Below are 18,079 nucleotides of genomic sequence, written 5' to 3' on the forward strand. Positions count from 1 at the left end.
CTTGAACACTTGATTAACCGCGGCTCTATTTATGCTCCCCTTCTAAGCAATACTGCAATAGTGTCACAGCCTGTGCAAATCTTTTATATTATAAACAATGACGGCCATTGGGGCAATACAAAATAAAAAGTAGAATCAAATGTTAATCTGTGATATTATCTCTTTCATATGATTTTAATTGAGAGGATTTTATATGAATAATTTGAAATGGATAAAAGAGCTTGTGGCTATGCTTTTAGTAGCTGTTATAGTATCTGCAGCTATAGCAGCCTGTGGCACTAACGAAAGCGCAAGTGAAGAGGATATTGCCAAGGCCAGCGAGCTCATTGATAAGTGCAGCCGCGTGGACATTATGTACGGCTACGATGCTGATACTCAGAAGGTAGGAGATGTGTGGTTCTATGTGGCAGACATGCCAGAGCGCGATGACGTTGTTTTCAACGTATATCCCGCAAAGGAATCGAAGTACGAGACCATTAATAGCTCTTTTCCAAAAGAGAAATATACAGAGCTGATGGGAGCTATGAAGGATGCTGCTCCTGTAGTGATCACCGAGGAAGAGACTAAGAATCTTAAGAAGGATCAGCCAGCTATCTGCATCTACATCGCATCTGATAGTTCTGATGCAGAGACAGAAGTATACTGGATCAAGGTTACAAAGCCTAAGGCTCTTAAGAGCGTTCTTATGAGCATGTATGACAACGTAAAATAAAAGAGGCAGCCAAATGGCTAACCTCCATTCACAGCAAAAATTTACAGCCCCGAATAATCGGGGCTGTCTTCATTAATCAATATTGATATTATGTTCCTGTCCGGAGGAACCAAGTCGTACCAGCGCTCTATAGAGCTTAGCCTCAGCACGGATTCGTGCTTCGTTATCAAGCTGCTTATCCTTAAGGATCTCTTCAGCTCTTGCCTTAGCTTCTCTAGCACGCTCAACGTCGATGTTTTCGCTCCACTCCCAGGTGGTAGGAAGAACTCTGACTTCACCGTTCATAACGGAAATCATTCCACCGATACAGGCTGCTTTTCTTTCCTGGCCGTCCTCCATGGTCACCTTGGCTGTGCCCATTCCAATAGCTGTACAGTAGTTGGTGTGACGAGCAAGAATCTCGATGTCACCATCTATTGTACGAAGCAATATCTTTTGAACTTCGCCCTCATATTCAAGACCATCTAAGGATACAACCTGTAAATGATAAGTTGCGGACATATTGTTCTCCTTTACTGCTTCTTAGCCTTTTCGAAAACTTCGTCGATGGTTCCAACAAGAAGGAATGCTGACTCTGGGAGATCATCACACTCACCATCAAGAATCATCTTGAAGCCACGGATTGTCTCCTTAAGAGGAACATACTTTCCAGGAAGACCTGTGAACTGCTCAGCAACTGAGAAGCTCTGTGACAGGAAGTTCTGAACCTTACGAGCTCTGTAAACAGTAAGCTTATCTTCTTCAGAAAGCTCATCCATACCCATGATGGCGATGATATCCTGAAGTTCACGATATCTCTGAAGCACCTGCTGAACGCCCTTGGCAACTTCATAATGCTCTTTTCCTACGATATCAGGTGAAAGGATACGGCTTGTTGAATCAAGAGGATCAACAGCTGGATAAATACCCTTTGAAGCAATATCTCTGGAAAGAACGGTTGTTGCATCAAGGTGTGTGAATGTTGTAGCAGGAGCAGGGTCTGTAAGGTCATCAGCAGGTACGTAAACGGCCTGAACTGATGTGATAGAACCCTTCTTGGTAGATGTGATACGCTCCTGAAGAGCACCCATTTCTGTAGCCAGTGTAGGCTGATAACCTACGGCTGAAGGCATACGTCCAAGAAGCGCTGAAACCTCTGAACCAGCCTGTGTGAAACGGAAGATATTATCGATGAAAAGAAGCACGTCCTGATTCTTAACATCACGGAAATATTCAGCCATGGTCAGTCCTGACAGACCAACTCTCATTCTTGCTCCTGGTGGCTCATTCATCTGTCCATAAACCAGGGCTGTTTTATTAATAACTCCGGATTCTTTCATTTCTCCGTAAAGGTCGTTACCTTCACGAGTACGCTCACCAACACCGGTGAATACTGAAAGTCCGCCGTGAGCCTTAGCAACGTTGTTGATAAGCTCCATGATAAGTACGGTTTTACCTACGCCGGCACCACCGAACAAACCAATCTTACCACCCTTAGCATAAGGGCAGATAAGGTCAACGACTTTGATTCCAGTCTCGAAGATTTCTGTAGCAGGAACCTGATCTTCATATGAAGGAGCTGGACGATGGATTGGCCATCTCTCTACTCCCTCTGGAGCAGGTTCGTTATCAACAGGCTCTCCAAGAAGATTGAAGATTCTTCCCAGACACGCTTCACCCACTGGAACAGTGATTGGGCTTCCGGTATCTAACGCATCTACGCCACGTACAAGACCATCAGTTGAACTCATGGCTACGCATCTAACTACGTCGTCTCCAACCTGCTGAGCAACCTCTGCGATCAGCTTGTGGTCTTCGACCTTGATCTCTATGGCATTGTGAAGATCCGGAAGTTCACCCTCTTTAAAGCGGATGTCGAGTACAGGGCCTGTAACCTGTATTACCTTTCCTACATGATTTTCACTCATTATTGTATACTCCTTATCGTTGTCTAGCGGGCGTCAACTTTCTGCCCCTGCGACTATTTCGGTTATTTCTTGTGTAATGCTTGCCTGACGAGCTCTGTTATAGTACAGACTCAACGTCTCAATCATTTCCTCTGCGTTATCAGTTGCTGCCTCCATGGCTGTTCGCCTAGCAGCCAGCTCACTGGCATAGGAGATGTTGATACTTGTATAAAGAATACCCGCCAGATATTCCGGAACAATAGCATCGAACACTGTCTCACTATTTGGCTCATACAGAATCAGATCTTTTGGCTTACCATCAGATTCCTGCTCCTCTGAACGAAGGTCAGAAAGAGGAAGAAGTGATGTAGCTGTAGGAACCTGTGAAAGCATGGACACGAAATTTGTGTAGCACAGGAATACATGTCCAAATCCTTCACCACCATATGATCCGCAGATTATCTTAGCTATCTGGAAACAGTCTGAGATAGTAATCTTAGCAACCTCAGCATATTCCTCCGTTAAGATAGGAATATTTCTGTGTTTAAAGAACTCCACAGACTTCTTACCAATAGGAAGAACTGTTACGTCTGTCTTGTCCTTGATCTCAGCCTCAACAAACTTAAACAGGTTAGAGTTGTAGCCGCCTGCAAGACCTCTGTCTCCGGCAATTACAACATACAGCCATCTTTCAGCATTATCACCAGGCTTGGTGTAGATTGATCTGAAGTCGGTGTTACCGTTAGCTATATCTGTAAGCGTTGTAAGCATTGTTTCAAGGTAAGGCTTTGACTCATCAGCTCTTTCCTTAGCTTTACGAAGCTTTGAAGCTGCAACCAGCTGCATGGCCTTCGTAATCTGCATGGTGCTCTGGACGCTCTTGATTCGGAGTTTAACAGCTTTCATTGATCCAGCCATTATTTCATCCTCCTGTCATCATTATTTCTTACTACTAACAAACTTGTCAGTATATGCGTTCAAAGCAGCTTTGAGCTTGTCTTCTGTCTCTGCTTCAAGTTTTCCGGTCTCACGAATATCGCGCATTGCTGCAATTCCTGAAGGATTCTGATCCAGGAAGTCATAAAGACCTGCCTCATACTCAGCAACGTCGCTGGCTTCGATCTTCATCAGGATGTTGTTAACAACGGCATAAAGGATTGCAACCTGCTTCTCAACTGGTACAGGCTGATTCTTGTCCTGCTTAAGAACTTCCACAATTCTTTCACCCTGTGCAAGACGATTCTTGGTATCCTCGTCCAGGTCGGATCCGAACTGTGCGAAACTCTGCAGCTCACGATACTGTGAATATACAAGCTTAAGTGTACCAGCAACCTTCTTCATGGCCTTGATCTGAGCGTTACCACCTACACGGGATACGGAGATACCAGGGTTAACCGCTGGCATGATTCCTGAGTGGAAAAGCTCTGTCTCAAGGAAGATCTGTCCGTCTGTGATAGAGATAACGTTTGTAGGGATGTATGCTGATACATCGCCGGCCTGAGTCTCAATGATAGGAAGGGCTGTAAGTGATCCACCGCCGTTCTCATCAGAGAGCTTAGCTGCTCTCTCAAGGAGTCTTGAGTGCAAGTAGAAAACGTCTCCAGGATAAGCTTCACGTCCTGGTGGTCTTCTGATAAGAAGGGAGAGTGCACGGTAAGCTACGGCGTGTTTAGAAAGATCGTCGTAGATACAAAGCACGTGTTTTCCCTTATTCATAAAGTACTCACCCATAGCACAGCCTGTGTATGGAGAGATGTACTGAAGTGGGCTTGGTTCTGAAGCTGTAGCTGCTACAACGATTGTGTAGTCCATAGCTCCGCCCTTTTTAAGGTCTTCAACAAGTGATGTTACTGTTGAACGCTTCTGTCCAATAGCAACATAGATACAGATAACGTCCTTACCCTTCTGGTTAAGGATAGTATCTATAGCAATTGTTGTTTTACCTGTCTGTCTATCGCCAATGATCAGCTCACGCTGTCCTCTTCCGATAGGGATCATGGAATCGATAGCCTTGATACCTGTCTGAAGTGGCTCTTTAACGGGCTGTCTTGCGATGATACCAGGTGCAGGTGACTCAACAGGTCTGTATTCTGATGACTCGATTGGTCCCTGTCCATCAATTGGCTGACCGATAGCATTTACTACACGGCCAATCATCTTTTCACCTACAGGAACAGATACAACTCTTCCTGTACGCTTAACGGTCTGTCCTTCGCTGATACCTACATCCTCTCCGAACAATACCGCGGATACTACTGTTTCCTCGAGGTTCTGAGCCATTCCGAATGTACCATTCTCGAACTCCAAAAGCTCGCCGGACATACAGTTCAAAAGACCGCTAACACGAGCGATACCGTCACCAACGGTAAGAACTGTTCCAGTCTCATTCTGGATAATTGCATTCTGATAATTCTTTATCTGGCTTCGAATGACCTCGGATATTTTTTCTGGTTTTAGTTCCATATCATCCTCCGACGTATAATTTTAGATGACCGTCTCGTCGACTCTTCTGCGAAGCTCGGATAACCTGCCTTTGACTGTTCCGTCAAAGAGCTGTCCCTCCAGATCCACTCTTACACCGCCGTATACGTTAGGATCTGTTTTCTGCTCAAGCAGAATCTTTTTACCACTGATCTTTTCAAGCTTGTCCTTAAGAAGTGACAGCTGCTTTTCATCAAGCTTAACCGCTGTTGTAACAAGGGCATCTGCTATTCCGTGATCCTCGTTATAGCTCTTACGAAATCTCTTTTGACATGCTGAGAATTCTCTAAGGAGCCCCTTCTCAATGAGTATCTTGATAAAGTTCATAAGGTATGGCTGCAGGCTATTGTCAAAAGCCTGATCAACAAGCTGCAGTCTTTCATTCTTCGGGACTGAGGGTTCCGACAGGAGTGTGATGTAATCAGGATTTTCTTTGAAAATCTGCTTCACAACTTCCATTTCGCCCAGTATCTCATCCGATAGGTTTTCTTCCACTGCCAGATCATATAGGCTCTGCCCATAAAGATCTCCAGCTTTACTCATTATTACCTCTTTTCTCTAATCAAGCACCGACTTTATTTATGAAGTCGTCGATAAGCTTCTTGTGATCAGCTTCGTTAATCTCTTTTTCAACAACCTTGCCTGCAATATCCATTGCAAGGGAGCCAATCTCGTCTTTGGCTTCGTTGATAGCCTTCTTCTTTTCCTGTTCAATATCAGCTGCAGCTCTTGCTTTGATGCTTGCTGCCTCTTCCTCAGCTTCCTTGACCATTGTATCGGCCTTGGCCTGAGCCTCCTTCTGGGCCTCAGAAACAATCTGAGCAGCTTCAGTATGAGCCTTTGTTAAGCTGCTTTCGTACTGTTCCTTGAGGGAATCAGCTTCACTCTGAGCATCCCTGGCTTCTCTAATTACCTTATCAGCAAGGTTCTTTCTCTTTTCAAGAATCTCGTTGATTGGTTTAAAAAGAAATTTCTTAATCAGGTAAACCTGTAAGAACAGGTTGAGAATCTGAATAATAAATGTCCAAGGTACTAAAGTTACAAGCTCCTGTGTAGGCTCAACCTTCTTGGTCATGCCTACATAAAATAAGAGTGCAACGAAAAAGGCAAGAAGCGCTATGAAAAATATGCCATTTTTTCCGGCATTTTTCTTCTCGTTCATAGAAGTAGCACCTCCTTAATGAATTATTACTGCAAATAGTTCATGAACATTCCAGGTGCAACGAAAATAAGAAGAAGACCTGTAACAAATCCATAGATACCAGTTGTCTCAGCAACCGCACAACCAAGAAGCATTGTACCAGTAACATCGCCCTTACACTCTGGCTGACGGCCAATAGCTTCAAGAGCCTTAGAAACAGCAGTTCCTTCACCAATACCAGGTCCAATACCTGCGATAAGTGCACATCCTGCACCAATACCACATCCTGCAAGTGCAATACCTCTAGCTAGTAACTGATAATCACCCATAATTATTTGCCTCCTAAATGAAACTATTATTATTTTGTTTTTTATGATAACGGACCGCTCTGCGATCCTTTTTCACGCGTTATCCTTCTTCTGCCGCATTAGCAATATACATTACCGTCAGCATACAGAAAATGAACGCCTGCATACATCCTGAGAACCAGTCAAAGTAAACACCGGTAACAGCAGGAAGTCCCAATCCTAAGATAGGGATGTTTGACAGGAATGCGCCCACAGCTCCTGGTATAAGCTTAAGGAGTGCTGCAGATGCAAGTCCAAGTGCCCAGTAGATAAGTCCGTCGATAACTACACCTGACAAGATGTTACCAAAATGACGGCACGCCATACTTACTGGAGTTGCCAACTCTGACAGAACGTTAAACGGGGTCATGACAGCAATTGGTGTTGTAAATCCCTTTAAATATCCGCCAAATCCGTTGGTCTTGATCTTGGTAGCAGTAATCATTACGAATACTACTATCGCCCAGGCTGCTTCTGTTGATAGGTCTGCTGTTGGACTTCGTAGTCCGATCAGGCTTATCAGGTTTGATACCACACTCGTAGTAAAAAGAGCTGCTACAAATGGAATAAGGTGATCAAACTTGTTTCCACCTGTGTTGTTACGGACAAAGTTATTGGCCGTTTCAACCAGCATTTCTGCAAAAGCCTGCCTTTTCGAAATGTTCTCGATCTTCAGATTCCGGGTTAAGAATATACATAACCCTGTGATGATGATCATCACTATCCAGCTCACGATCAGCGTCTGAGTGATTTTGAAGTCGCCCAGAACCGGGATGCCAGTTTTAATAGTCTGATAGATCTTGGCGTAATCAACTTCGAAACTACTATTCATGCTTTCGCCTTCAACCTCCTTTCCCCGCAGACATTATCCCGCGTAATTTAATTGTTAAGCTAGGTATAAATAGCGGTACAATGCCCGCCACCAGGTTAAACACTGGAACTACTATAGCCAGTATCACCCATAAAAGCTGAAGAAGGGTTCTGTACCTGAAGCTTACGCCCATGGTCTGTCTTGCCTTCTGTTCATCCTCTATAGATGCTACTTTTTGCACTGTGATTGCCATCCAGAAGAAATTGCCAACGGCTACGATAAAGCCCACAATTCCTCCAAGGACAACTGTATAATCAAATGGCACCCAATCATCTGGTATCACCATGTGCAAAACAAAAAATACAAGGATCATTACTGCAACGCCAATTCCTGTGCCGATTGCAATATTTCTAGTTTCCTTCTTAACTGCATCCTGTAACTTAAACATTTAGTCTCTCCCAACTCCCAATAATGCCCATAAACACCTTACATGTGCTTGTTAAAATAGACTTCGTTTGGATTCTTTTCTTTTTTCTTTTTCTCTTCCCTGTGAATTACTGACAGATAAACCTTATAGGCAGTTGTCATAGAACCGCCGAGCCCCAAAATAAACCCCGGTATGTAAACCCATGTACCAACAGACATCTTGGTACACAGCAAATAGCAGACAAAAAGACATATCAGAAGTGGCATCAAAAGAGAAAGTCCCAATTGTCCAACCATTGCAAACTGACTAATTAGCTTTGACGCTTCTCTCATTTGCATTTCTAACTATATTGCCCCTTCCTTTGGTGTTATCGATAAACCGTATACATCAGCTTATCTTTTGTTTACTATCCAAGAAGTATTTTAAAAAAACACAGAATATGAATAGTATAACAACATAATAATACACTTTTTGCGGGGTTTTCTCAACTAATGTTAGACAATTTGTCCTTTTTGCACAATTGAACACAAAAAAGCCGAAAGCCGCTTGTTTACTAATACAACCGGCTTCCAGCTTTTTTCTTCATAAATATTTTATCAAAATTTCGCTCATGCTCGTTCTATCAAATCTTGAACTGACTGATAAGGTCTTCAATTCTGCCAGAAGATTCTGATACAGCAGCGGCGCTTCCATCTACGCCTCTGGAGTTCTCAGCAACCTGTTCTGCGCTTGTAGCAAGGGTTGTAGCTGTAGCGCTAACTTCCTGTGTACTAGCTGACTGTTCTTCAGAAATAGCTGCCATAGAAGTTGCGATTTCATCTACACTTCCTACCTTGGCAATCATCTCTCCAACAATATCGCTTGTCTCATCAAGACTTCTGAAGATTTCTTCGAAGGTCTCACCTGCTGTGTTAACAGCGTCCATATTTGCATTGATTTCTTCCATGTTGGACTGAGATTTATTAGACAGATCCTGAATCTGAGCTGTGATATCTTTGATGATCTCTGCAATCTGTGTTGTGGATTCAGCACTGTTATTAGCAAGCTGACCAATCTCTGTTGCAACTACTGCAAAGCCTTTACCTGCTTCGCCTGCTCTTGCTGCCTCAATAGAAGCATTAAGTGAAAGAAGGTTGGTCTGTGATGCAATAGAGTTAATAATCTCGATGATAGAATTAATCTTATTAGCAGATTCTCCTACATCGCCTACTACTCTGTTCATGTCTTCCATAGAGGATGCAATTCCTGTCATACCGGTCTGAACTGCTTCCATGTCCTTCTGACCCTCTTTTGCCTTGGTTACAAGAGCGCCCATAGTATCCTGAGTCTGATGGCTCTTATCTGTAAGGTTGCTAACTTCCTGGGCAAGAGTTGTTGCCTGATTTGCAAGCTCTGTAACAGCATCAGCCATGTCATCCATAGCACCCTGAATCTGCTGCATTGCCTTGCTCTGTTCATCAGCCTGAACATTAAGATCACTGGATGCACTCTTACTGTTTCCGGCTTCAACTGCAAGTTTGTCTGTAACAGACTTAAGTTCTGAGAGAGTATCACGCATCTGATTTACGTAATCAAACATGTTGTTATTCATTACGCCAATTTCATTTTCATTGCCAGAACCCTTCTTGATATCAACTGTAAAGTCACCACTTGCAATTCTTGTAATATTGTTTGTAAGGCTGCTAACCGGCTTAGTGATCATCTTGCTAATAATATTGAGCATTACGAGTGCAGAAACAAGAATCATTACTGCTGCAATAATAACACTTATAATTATGAATCTCCTAAGTGATGCTAATACGTCAGATTCTTTTACAAAAGAAACCATGTACCAATCGGTTCCAGCTACATTGTTAAATGCAACGTAGTAATCATGTCCGTCTGTTCCATGAATATCCTTGATTTCATCTGTTCCGCCCTGCTGAACAATAGCAGCTACTTCCTGAACAAATCCATCATCCGCATATTCAGAAACCTCTTTACCAATCTGTTCTTCTGTAGGAGAAGCCAGAATTGTTGTTCCGCTGAACATCATTGTTGCACCGGTTCCTAAAGGCTTAAATGCACTTGCATTCTTGGAAACACCAGCAAGGCCGATATCAATTGACATAACACCAGATCTACCGTCACGCATATTAATGCTTCTTGATCCGCACACAACCATATTGCCGGTTGTAAGGTCAAATGAAGGCGCACCAAGTACTACGCTTGTAGCACTCTCACCGTTTTTATACCATGCTCTTGTTGTTGGGTCATAATCAGACTCCGGAACCCAGCCAGATCCATCATAGAATCCTTCTCTTCCAAGTGCTATATATACATCGCTTACAACATCCTTATACTCTGTCATGCCTGGCTCTAAAGCTTTAAGGATATCTGCATCTGTCTCATATACAGACACTTCAATTACATCAGCAAGTCCGTTGTAGTATCCTTTAATACCATCTACCATCTGCGCAATATCAGCACAGTTCGCTCTGGCCTCCTGATATAGGCCGTGAGTTGCCTGTTCTGAAATGACATTCCTGGCCTGCAAAGAAACAAAGATAGTTACAATCGCTATTGCTGCGATCATCATTGGAATGATAACCAGAAGTAGCTGTGCACTTATGTGTTTAGCCTGTTTTTTGTTTGAAGTAGCTTTTTTCTCCGACATAGCACCCTCCTTACAAAATTGAACAAGAGCAAAATCAAAAAGAAAAATTAACGAAATATAGACTGTAACATATTCATTATAATATGTCCCATACATCATATAAATAAACAAAGAATTAATAAAACATAGAATAAAAATAAAATGAGTGCCCTGCTGCTAAGCACCAGAGCACTCATCAATAATATTATTCTTCTGTCTTTGTTACTTTAATATGTAATTCCTCAAGCTGCTTGTCTGTTACGTATCCAGGCGCGTCCATCATTACGTCCTGTGCATTCTTATTCATTGGGAAAGGAATAATCTCACGGATTGAATCCTCACCAGCAAGAAGCATAACCATACGGTCAACACCAGGAGCAATACCAGCGTGTGGTGGTGCACCATAGCAGAATGCGTTGTACATAGCAGGGAACTTAGCCTTAACGTCTTCTTCACCAAGTCTTACCATCTCGAATGCCTTGATCATGATTTCAGGATCATGGTTACGAACAGCACCAGATGAAAGCTCTACGCCGTTACATACAAGGTCGTACTGATCAGCTGTGATTGAAAGAGGATCAATCTCGCCTCTCTCTGCCTTGAGAAGTGTCTCAAGACCGCCTGTTGGCATTGAGAATGGGTTATGACAGAACTCAAGCTCACCTGACTCCTCACCAATTTCATACATAGGGAAGTCAACAATCCAGCAGAATGCGTACTGCTCTTTATCCATATGTCCAGGAACAGCAGCACCGAAGGTCTTAACGATAACACCAGCAGTCTTCTGAGCTGCAAGAAGCTTGCCGCTTGAAAGAACTACAAGGTCGCCTGCCTTAAGTGAAAGAGCTGAAACAACAGCATCCTTGATAGGAGCAACGAACTTAGAGATACCTCCAACAAGCTCGCCGTTCTCATCCATTCTGAACCAGTAAGCCTTGTTACCTGACTGAACCTCTACATCACCGATAGTCTTGTCGATGAACTTACGGCTCTCCTTGAAGTCAGAAACAACAACAGCCTTAATTCTAACGTTTGTATCTGTTCCATCCTCAGCCTTAGTAGCGAATGGTCCAAAGCCGCAATCCTTAAGAGTCTCAGTTACATCAGCAACTGTAAGGTCAATTCTAAGGTCTGGCTTATCTGAACCATATTTCTCCATAGCCTCAAGGAATGGAATTCTCATGAATGGAGCGCCTGATGCGCGATTGTATGTACCATATTTAGCAAAGATTGGAGGAAGAACATCCTCACAAACAGCGAATACGTCTTCCTGAGAAGCGAAAGCCATCTCCATATCGAGCTGATAGAACTCTCCTGGGCTTCTGTCTCCTCTTGCATCCTCATCACGGAAGCAAGGTGCGATCTGGAAGTAACGGTCAAAACCAGCTGTCATAAGAAGCTGCTTGAACTGCTGTGGAGCCTGTGGAAGTGCATAGAACTTACCAGGGTGCTTACGTGCAGGAACAAGGTAGTCTCTAGCTCCCTCAGGTGATGATGCTGTAAGGATAGGAGTTGTGATCTCCATGAATCCATGCTCTGTCATTGACTGACGAAGAGCTGCTACAACATTACATCTAAGAATGATATTCTTCTTAACTTCTGGGTTACGAAGATCAAGATAACGATACTTAAGACGAGCTGTCTCATCAGCCTCTCTTGAGTGGTTGATCTCGAATGGAAGCTCGTTGTAACGGCATCTTCCAAGAACTGTGATAGTCTCTGGAACAACCTCGATATCACCAGTTGCCTGCTTAGGGTTCTTGGAGCTACGCTCTCTTACAACGCCCTTTACAGAAATAGTAGACTCCTTGTTGATAGCCTTGGCAGTCTTAACCATTTCCTCTGTCTCTAAAACGATCTGTGTTGTGCCATAGAAGTCACGAAGAACTACGAATCCAAGTCCTGATCCAACTTCTCTCATATTCTCGAGCCAGCCAACAAGTGTAACGCTCTCGCCAGCATTCTCGATACGAAGCTCACCACAGTTATGTGTACGTGATTGCATCATAAATACTACTCCATTTCATCATTAATTACGTTTTACAATTCAACATCAAACTATTTTAATGCAACACCTTAATAGTTGCAACCTTTAATAAGAAATAACATCTTCAATATGATCTTTAGCTCTTTCCACAAGCTGAATGTACTCACTTACGCCAATGGATTTAACTTCTCCATACTCTCCATAGAAGGTATCAGGATGCTCTTTGTCCACATCTCCCCAGCCAGAAAAGCGCTTTGGAGAAATGCTTTCATCCATATCGCAGTCAAGAAATACAGTCCTTGCCTCATCTCTCCAGGGCCTTCCAAGAAATACCGAACCTGGCTTGCACCCTTCTTCCCCGCGGATCCTGCAATTCATAAAGACAAATCCAAGGCCATCCTTTTTGCCGCTGGCGGCGGTGATATAGCCGTTGATCCCGCCGTTGTCAGGCCTGTGATTGCAGGTGATAAGACAGTCCTCAAACACAGCATCTGCTCCGCCAAAGATAAAGTCCACATCGCCCCTTATCTCGCAGCCTTTGTAATACTGCCTTGTAAGAACCCTTGGAGAAAGAACTCTTGGCCCAAGGAAGCCGTTCTTTTGCCTTTCCTTTTCAGGAAGCGGACTTAAGAATAGCGTATCCTGATGACCTTCAAGTTTCACGTTCTCAAAGTGACAGTAGTCTGCATCTGCATACACCGCCAGAGCCTGTCCAGCTTTAGCCCCGTCTCCTGCAGTGTTTCTGATGGTCATGTCCTTTACAACAGCCCTGTGTCCACCAAAGAATGCGGTAAAAGATCTAAAGGTTCCCCGTTTGGTTCCATCCTCCATGTCATCAAAAGCTCCATCGCCGTATTCTAAGATGGTCTTGTCCATTCCTGCCCCGATAAAAGAGATAGCTCTTTTGTCTGAAAAGATCTTCTCCCTGTAGGTGCCCTCGCCGATGTAGATCACAGCCTCTGTGTCATAGGGCACAGCCCAGATGGCCTCCGTTATGGTGGAGAAATCTCCGTTTTGTTTATCTACATGTATTTCCAGCATAGTTCCCCTTAATCAAGCTTAAGAATCAGCTTGAGCACTCGCTCTGCGCTTCTTTCAAGGTCTTTTCTCTTAAGGACCTTCTTGTCGATGGCTTCAAGGAGCTGATCTGTGTAGCCGCAGCCCATCTTGATATCGTTGCCTGCAAGGACTTCCTTGTAGTGCTCGCCGTAGCCCCACCAGTCGCTGACAACAACGCCATCAAAGCCCCACTCATCTCTAAGGATTCCTGTTAAAAGATCTGCTGACTCTGAGCAGCGCTGACCGTTGACGATGTTGTAGGAAGACATGATGCTCCAAGGCTCTGCCTCTTTTACCACGATCTCGAAGGCCTTGAGGTAAATCTCTCTGATGGCACGCTCTGATGCTCTTGAGTCGCTGGCCTTTCTGTTGGATTCCTTGTTGTTAAGGGCAAAGTGCTTAGGTGTAGCGGCGATGTTGTTACTCTGAATTCCGCGAACCATGGCTGCTGCCTGTTTTCCTGCAAGGAATGGATCCTCTGAGTAATATTCAAAGTTTCTTCCGCAGAGAGGACTTCTGTGAATGTTAATGGCAGGTGTAAGCCATGCTCCAAAGTTGCATTCTTTGGCCTCTTCACCGCCAGCTACACCAACTTCATAGCAAATATCTTCATTCCAGGTGCAGGCAAGAAGTGTTGAGCATGGGAAAGCTGTTGTTACAACGCCAACCTCCTGCTGGATTCTAACGCCAGCAGGTCCGTCGCAGGTCTGCATTGATGGAACACCCACCTCTGGAAGATTGCCGTAGCCAAAGGTGTTGGCCATTCCTGTGTTAGGCTGTCCACCAAGAAGTGAAGCCAGCTGCTCGTCGGAAAGCTGTTTCATGAAGTCCTCGAGAGTTATCTTGCACTCAGCAACCTCAATGAATTTCTTAGGATCTGTATCCTTGGCTGGTAAAAAGAGCTGCATCATTTCCTGAGGGCGAACCTTAGGAGTCTTAAGGACTTTCCAATTGATGGTCTCTTTCCAGTCTTTATCTCTTTTGAAAATAGTTGCGTAGGTATCAACAGGCTTGGTCTGAGGAAGGTCTTCAAAGCTTCCGTCAGCAAGCATTCTATTCTTAAGGGATGTAGGTGTGAGTCTGTTTGCAACCTGCTCTACAACTACGTTTTTAGTAAGCTTATAAGTATAGTCCAGCTCTTTTACGTCTCTAACAGAGGTTCCAAGGAAGAACTTGTACTCACCCTTTTCAAGAACCCATGCGGCTTTCTTGACCTTTCCAAGGTCGTCGTAGGAAGCCATGTCATCCATATAAAGAGCTATAGTCACTTTCTGACTCTCACCTGGCTGAAGAAGTCTTGTCTTAACGTATCCGCCAAGGGCCTTGGCTGGCTTACCAAGCTTACCCTGAGGAGCACTGTAGTAGAGCTGAACAACTTCCTTGCCTGGAATCTTGCCGATATTGGTGACTGTAGCGCTGACTACAATGGCATCTGCAAGACCAGACTCTTTCTTGTCAGTGCTCTTGGCTGTCTTTGCTTTTTCGTCCTGGAATTCTACAGTGAATGGCTCTGCCTTGTAGTCCTCTAAGAGGAATGTGGTGTAAGAAAGGCCGTATCCAAATGGATAGTTGACCTTCTTAGCCGCTCCTGGAATTGTCTCAAAGTATCTGTAACCTACGTAGATATCCTCTGTGTAATCTACGTATTCGTCGTCTTCGTGGAAACCTGCAGTTGAAGGGTAATCCTCCAACTTCTCCGCAAAGGTATCTGCAAGCTTTCCTGATGGGTTCTCTTTTCCAAGAAGGATCTTGGCTGCAGCAAGACCGCCTTCCATTCCGCCCTGCCAAGCCATGAGAACTGCTGGAATCGCTTCGTTATCCTTGAACCATGTGGTGTCCACAACGCCGCCCACATTCATAACAACGACTACATTAGAAAAATTCTCAGCAACCTGCTTAACCATCTTCTTCTCTGCGTTTGTGAGGTAGAAGTCGCCATGGTCAAAGATCTTGTTGCCTGCTGCCACCAAGTCCACAGCCTCGCACTTGATTTCTCTGTCTACGCCAGCAACCTTTCTATCCCAGCCCTCGCCTGAGAATCTGCTGATGGTGATGATAGCTGTATCTGTATAGGCTGAAGCGTCAGCAATGATGTCCTCTGGAAGAGATGGCTCTTTTAACATTCCAGGAACGATGCCCTGCTTGTACTGATCGTTAACATAATCCTCGTAGAATCTGGCAGACTTCTCGTAGATTGAGATGTCTGAAGAGAACATAGAAAGGCCCTGGTAGAGGTTTCTGATGTAAGGCACTGTTACATCGCCGCTTCCACCGCCTCCCTTAACATAATCAAAGGTTCCCTTACCAAAAAGAGCTACTCTAGTGCCCTTCTTAAGTGGGAGGAGATTTCTTTCGTTCTTTAAAAGAACCATGCCTTCGCAGGCGGCTGCACAGGATAAGTCGATGTGCTTCTTACTTGCTGTAACATAGGTTCTGTCCTCACCCAATGGGAGGTTTGGTGTATATTTGATTCTTGCCCATTTTTCCATAAAAAATACCTCGCTTGATAATTCACATATATATTGACTTTAGTATATTATCCAGCGGTTGGCAAAAGGTTTTTCATGATTTTTCTGTTATTCTGTCCAATATTTTTGGGTACACATTTCAAAAAATGTGTGCTACAGTAATAATGCGTTAAAAAGGTTTATCTAAAATTCAACGCATTCGTATTGAAAAGATTATTATTCAGATGTCTTTCAATAAATCTCCGAAGGAAAGGAAGGTGGTTTTTATGAAGTCAGATACACATATATGTTTAAGTGATCCTGCTCCTGGTCGAAGTACCAAGCTAAGAACCACCATCAATTTCATAAAAGGAGATTTATACAATGGAATTACAAGAAGAGAAGACAATCGCTGAAATTCTACAAGAGCTTCTTGAATCCAGGCAATACACAATGCTTCGCCAGACCATCTCAGAGATGAACACAGTAGATATCGCTGCTGCCATGGGTGAGATGGAGGAGGAGGATTCCCTTAAGATGTTCAGAATCCTTCCAAAAGACATGGCTGCTGATGTTTTTGCCGATCTGGAACTGGATAATCAGCAGTATATTATCCGTTCACTGTCAGATCGAGAAGCTTCCAACGTTATTGACAATCTAATGGCCGATGATGCTACAGACTTGCTGGAAGAAATGCCTGCAAGCGTTGTTAAGCGCATCCTGGCTAACGCAAGCCCTGAAACAAGAGCTGATATCAACCATCTGCTTCAGTATCCTGAGGATTCCGCTGGTAGTATCATGACCGTGGAGTATGTAGACCTCAGAGAGGATATGACTGTGGCAGATGCTATTGAGCGTATCCGTTCAAAGGGCGTTGATTCTGAGACTATCAACATCTGCTACGTTGTAACCAAGCAGAAGGTCCTGGTTGGTACTGTGGCCCTCAGATACCTGCTGATCATGAAGCCTGATGATATTATTGGTGACATCATGAACACCAATGTCATCAGCATCAACACCATGACTGACCAGGAAGAAGCTGCCAGAATGTTCCAGAAATACGGCTTTACCGCCATGCCCGTTGTAGACAACGAGAATCGTATGGTCGGTATCATCACCATCGATGACGTAGTGGACATCCTGGAAGAAGAGGCTACCGAGGATATCGAGAAGATGGCTGCTATCGTGCCATCCGACAAGCCCTATCCAAAGGTTGGTATTTTTGAGACCTACAAGAGCAGAATTCCCTGGCTTTTGTTCCTGATGGTAAGTGCCACATTTACAGGCGCCATCATTACAGGCTTTGAGGATGCTCTTTCATCATTTGTTGTACTGACAGCATACATTCCAATGCTGATGGATACCGGCGGTAATGCAGGTTCCCAGGCAAGTGTTTCAATCATTCGTGGATTGTCACTTAAAGAGATTGAGTTTAAGGATCTGTTCAAGATCATCTGGAAAGAGGCCCGTGTTGCTCTGCTTTGCGGCTTAACACTTTCTCTTGCCAACTTTATCAAGCTTCTTTTGCTTGATCGCCTGCAGCTTGAAGTTGCTGCTGTTATCTGCCTGACACTGCTCGTAGTAGTGCTCATTGCTAAGTTTGTTGGCTGCTGCCTTCCTATGCTGGCTTCACGCCTTGGCTTCGACCCAGCAGTTATGGCCAGCCCATTTATCACAACAATTGTTGATGCACTTTCACTTCTGGTGTACTTCAATGTGGCAACAAGTTTGCTTCACCTGGGGACATGAGGGTAGACAATGTAGTGAATAAACTACATAGTTGTAGAACTACAGAGATAGTGGCTAAGATGCGGCGTTATTGCTGCGGAGAGGCGATTAAATATGTGTGAACACATAATATGCGGATAAGAGACGCTGAATCAGCTCTCTTATCCGCATTTTTGTTGGATGAGTGACGGATACAATAGATTTGCGGATAAAGCGGGCTGATTCATGATCTCTTATTCGCAAGTTTTGTTGATTGAATGGTGGCTGAAAAGACGTGTTCGCAAAAAATACAGAAAAATCGCCATTTTTTGGATTTTTACCGTAATGGTTTCCCGAGTTCCTCCAAAAACAATCGGAATGTAGTTATAATACATTCGCAATTTTGCAAAAACGTTCTCTTGCTTCAATCACCGTATAT

Annotated in this window: 16 protein-coding genes; 2 read left to right on the forward strand and 14 right to left on the reverse strand. The window is 44.0% G+C overall.

Features of this window, described 5'->3' with window-relative positions; all coding sequences use genetic code 11:
• Positions 1-193: 193 nt before the first annotated feature.
• A complete protein-coding gene (locus T541_RS0110005) occupies positions 194-712 on the forward strand; it encodes a hypothetical protein (protein WP_026652611.1) in 519 nt (172 codons plus the stop codon).
• A gap of 72 nt (positions 713-784) precedes the next feature.
• Here the strand turns inward: T541_RS0110005 and atpC are convergent, their stop codons facing one another.
• From atpC to T541_RS0110075, 14 genes are all read right to left on the reverse strand, one after another.
• The gene (atpC, locus tag T541_RS0110010) at positions 785-1,213 is read right to left on the reverse strand and encodes an ATP synthase F1 subunit epsilon (RefSeq protein WP_026652612.1); all 429 of its coding nucleotides are present in this window, start codon (positions 1,211-1,213) and stop codon (positions 785-787) included.
• 11 nt (positions 1,214-1,224) lie between these two features.
• Complete coding sequence (gene atpD, locus T541_RS0110015; RefSeq protein WP_026652613.1) at positions 1,225-2,619, reverse strand: F0F1 ATP synthase subunit beta; 1,395 nt, start codon at positions 2,617-2,619, stop codon at positions 1,225-1,227.
• Between the two features lie 33 nt (positions 2,620-2,652).
• Positions 2,653-3,516 (reverse strand): ATP synthase F1 subunit gamma, encoded by an 864-nt coding sequence (gene atpG / locus T541_RS0110020; RefSeq protein WP_026652614.1) that lies wholly within the window; start codon positions 3,514-3,516, stop codon positions 2,653-2,655.
• 21 nt (positions 3,517-3,537) lie between these two features.
• Positions 3,538-5,061: a F0F1 ATP synthase subunit alpha gene (gene atpA, locus T541_RS0110025; RefSeq protein ID WP_026652615.1), complete on the reverse strand. Its 1,524-nt coding sequence runs from the start codon at positions 5,059-5,061 to the stop codon at positions 3,538-3,540.
• A gap of 21 nt (positions 5,062-5,082) precedes the next feature.
• On the reverse strand, positions 5,083-5,622 hold the full coding sequence (gene atpH, locus T541_RS0110030) for an ATP synthase F1 subunit delta (RefSeq protein ID WP_026652616.1): 540 nt from the start codon (positions 5,620-5,622) through the stop codon (positions 5,083-5,085).
• A gap of 19 nt (positions 5,623-5,641) precedes the next feature.
• The gene (gene atpF / locus T541_RS0110035) at positions 5,642-6,241 is read right to left on the reverse strand and encodes a F0F1 ATP synthase subunit B (protein WP_330375724.1); all 600 of its coding nucleotides are present in this window, start codon (positions 6,239-6,241) and stop codon (positions 5,642-5,644) included.
• Between the two features lie 26 nt (positions 6,242-6,267).
• On the reverse strand, positions 6,268-6,549 hold the full coding sequence (atpE, locus tag T541_RS0110040) for an ATP synthase F0 subunit C (protein WP_026652618.1): 282 nt from the start codon (positions 6,547-6,549) through the stop codon (positions 6,268-6,270).
• A 79-nt stretch (positions 6,550-6,628) separates the two neighbouring features.
• Positions 6,629-7,399, reverse strand: a complete 771-nt coding sequence (locus tag T541_RS0110045; protein ID WP_026652620.1) for a F0F1 ATP synthase subunit A — start codon at positions 7,397-7,399, stop codon at positions 6,629-6,631.
• Positions 7,400-7,409: 10 nt separating this feature from the next.
• On the reverse strand, positions 7,410-7,826 hold the full coding sequence (locus tag T541_RS0110050; RefSeq protein WP_026652621.1) for an ATP synthase subunit I: 417 nt from the start codon (positions 7,824-7,826) through the stop codon (positions 7,410-7,412).
• Positions 7,827-7,864: 38 nt separating this feature from the next.
• The gene (locus tag T541_RS0110055; protein ID WP_026652622.1) at positions 7,865-8,137 is read right to left on the reverse strand and encodes an AtpZ/AtpI family protein; all 273 of its coding nucleotides are present in this window, start codon (positions 8,135-8,137) and stop codon (positions 7,865-7,867) included.
• Between the two features lie 290 nt (positions 8,138-8,427).
• Positions 8,428-10,461, reverse strand: coding sequence for a methyl-accepting chemotaxis protein (locus T541_RS0110060; protein ID WP_026652623.1), 2,034 nt, complete (start codon positions 10,459-10,461; stop codon positions 8,428-8,430).
• Positions 10,462-10,645: 184 nt separating this feature from the next.
• Complete coding sequence (gene aspS, locus T541_RS0110065; RefSeq protein ID WP_026652624.1) at positions 10,646-12,448, reverse strand: aspartate--tRNA ligase; 1,803 nt, start codon at positions 12,446-12,448, stop codon at positions 10,646-10,648.
• 84 nt (positions 12,449-12,532) lie between these two features.
• On the reverse strand, positions 12,533-13,468 hold the full coding sequence (locus T541_RS0110070) for a pectinesterase family protein (RefSeq protein ID WP_026652625.1): 936 nt from the start codon (positions 13,466-13,468) through the stop codon (positions 12,533-12,535).
• An 8-nt stretch (positions 13,469-13,476) separates the two neighbouring features.
• Positions 13,477-15,975, reverse strand: a complete 2,499-nt coding sequence (locus tag T541_RS0110075; protein ID WP_026652626.1) for a glycoside hydrolase family 3 protein — start codon at positions 15,973-15,975, stop codon at positions 13,477-13,479.
• A 342-nt stretch (positions 15,976-16,317) separates the two neighbouring features.
• Between T541_RS0110075 and mgtE the strand changes: the two genes are divergently transcribed.
• A complete protein-coding gene (gene mgtE / locus T541_RS0110080; protein ID WP_026652627.1) occupies positions 16,318-17,682 on the forward strand; it encodes a magnesium transporter in 1,365 nt (454 codons plus the stop codon).
• Positions 17,683-18,079: the final 397 nt, after the last annotated feature.

It is taken from the genome of Butyrivibrio proteoclasticus P6B7 (genome assembly GCF_000622085.1).
GTDB classification, from domain to species: Bacteria; Bacillota; Clostridia; order Lachnospirales; family Lachnospiraceae; genus Butyrivibrio; species Butyrivibrio proteoclasticus_A.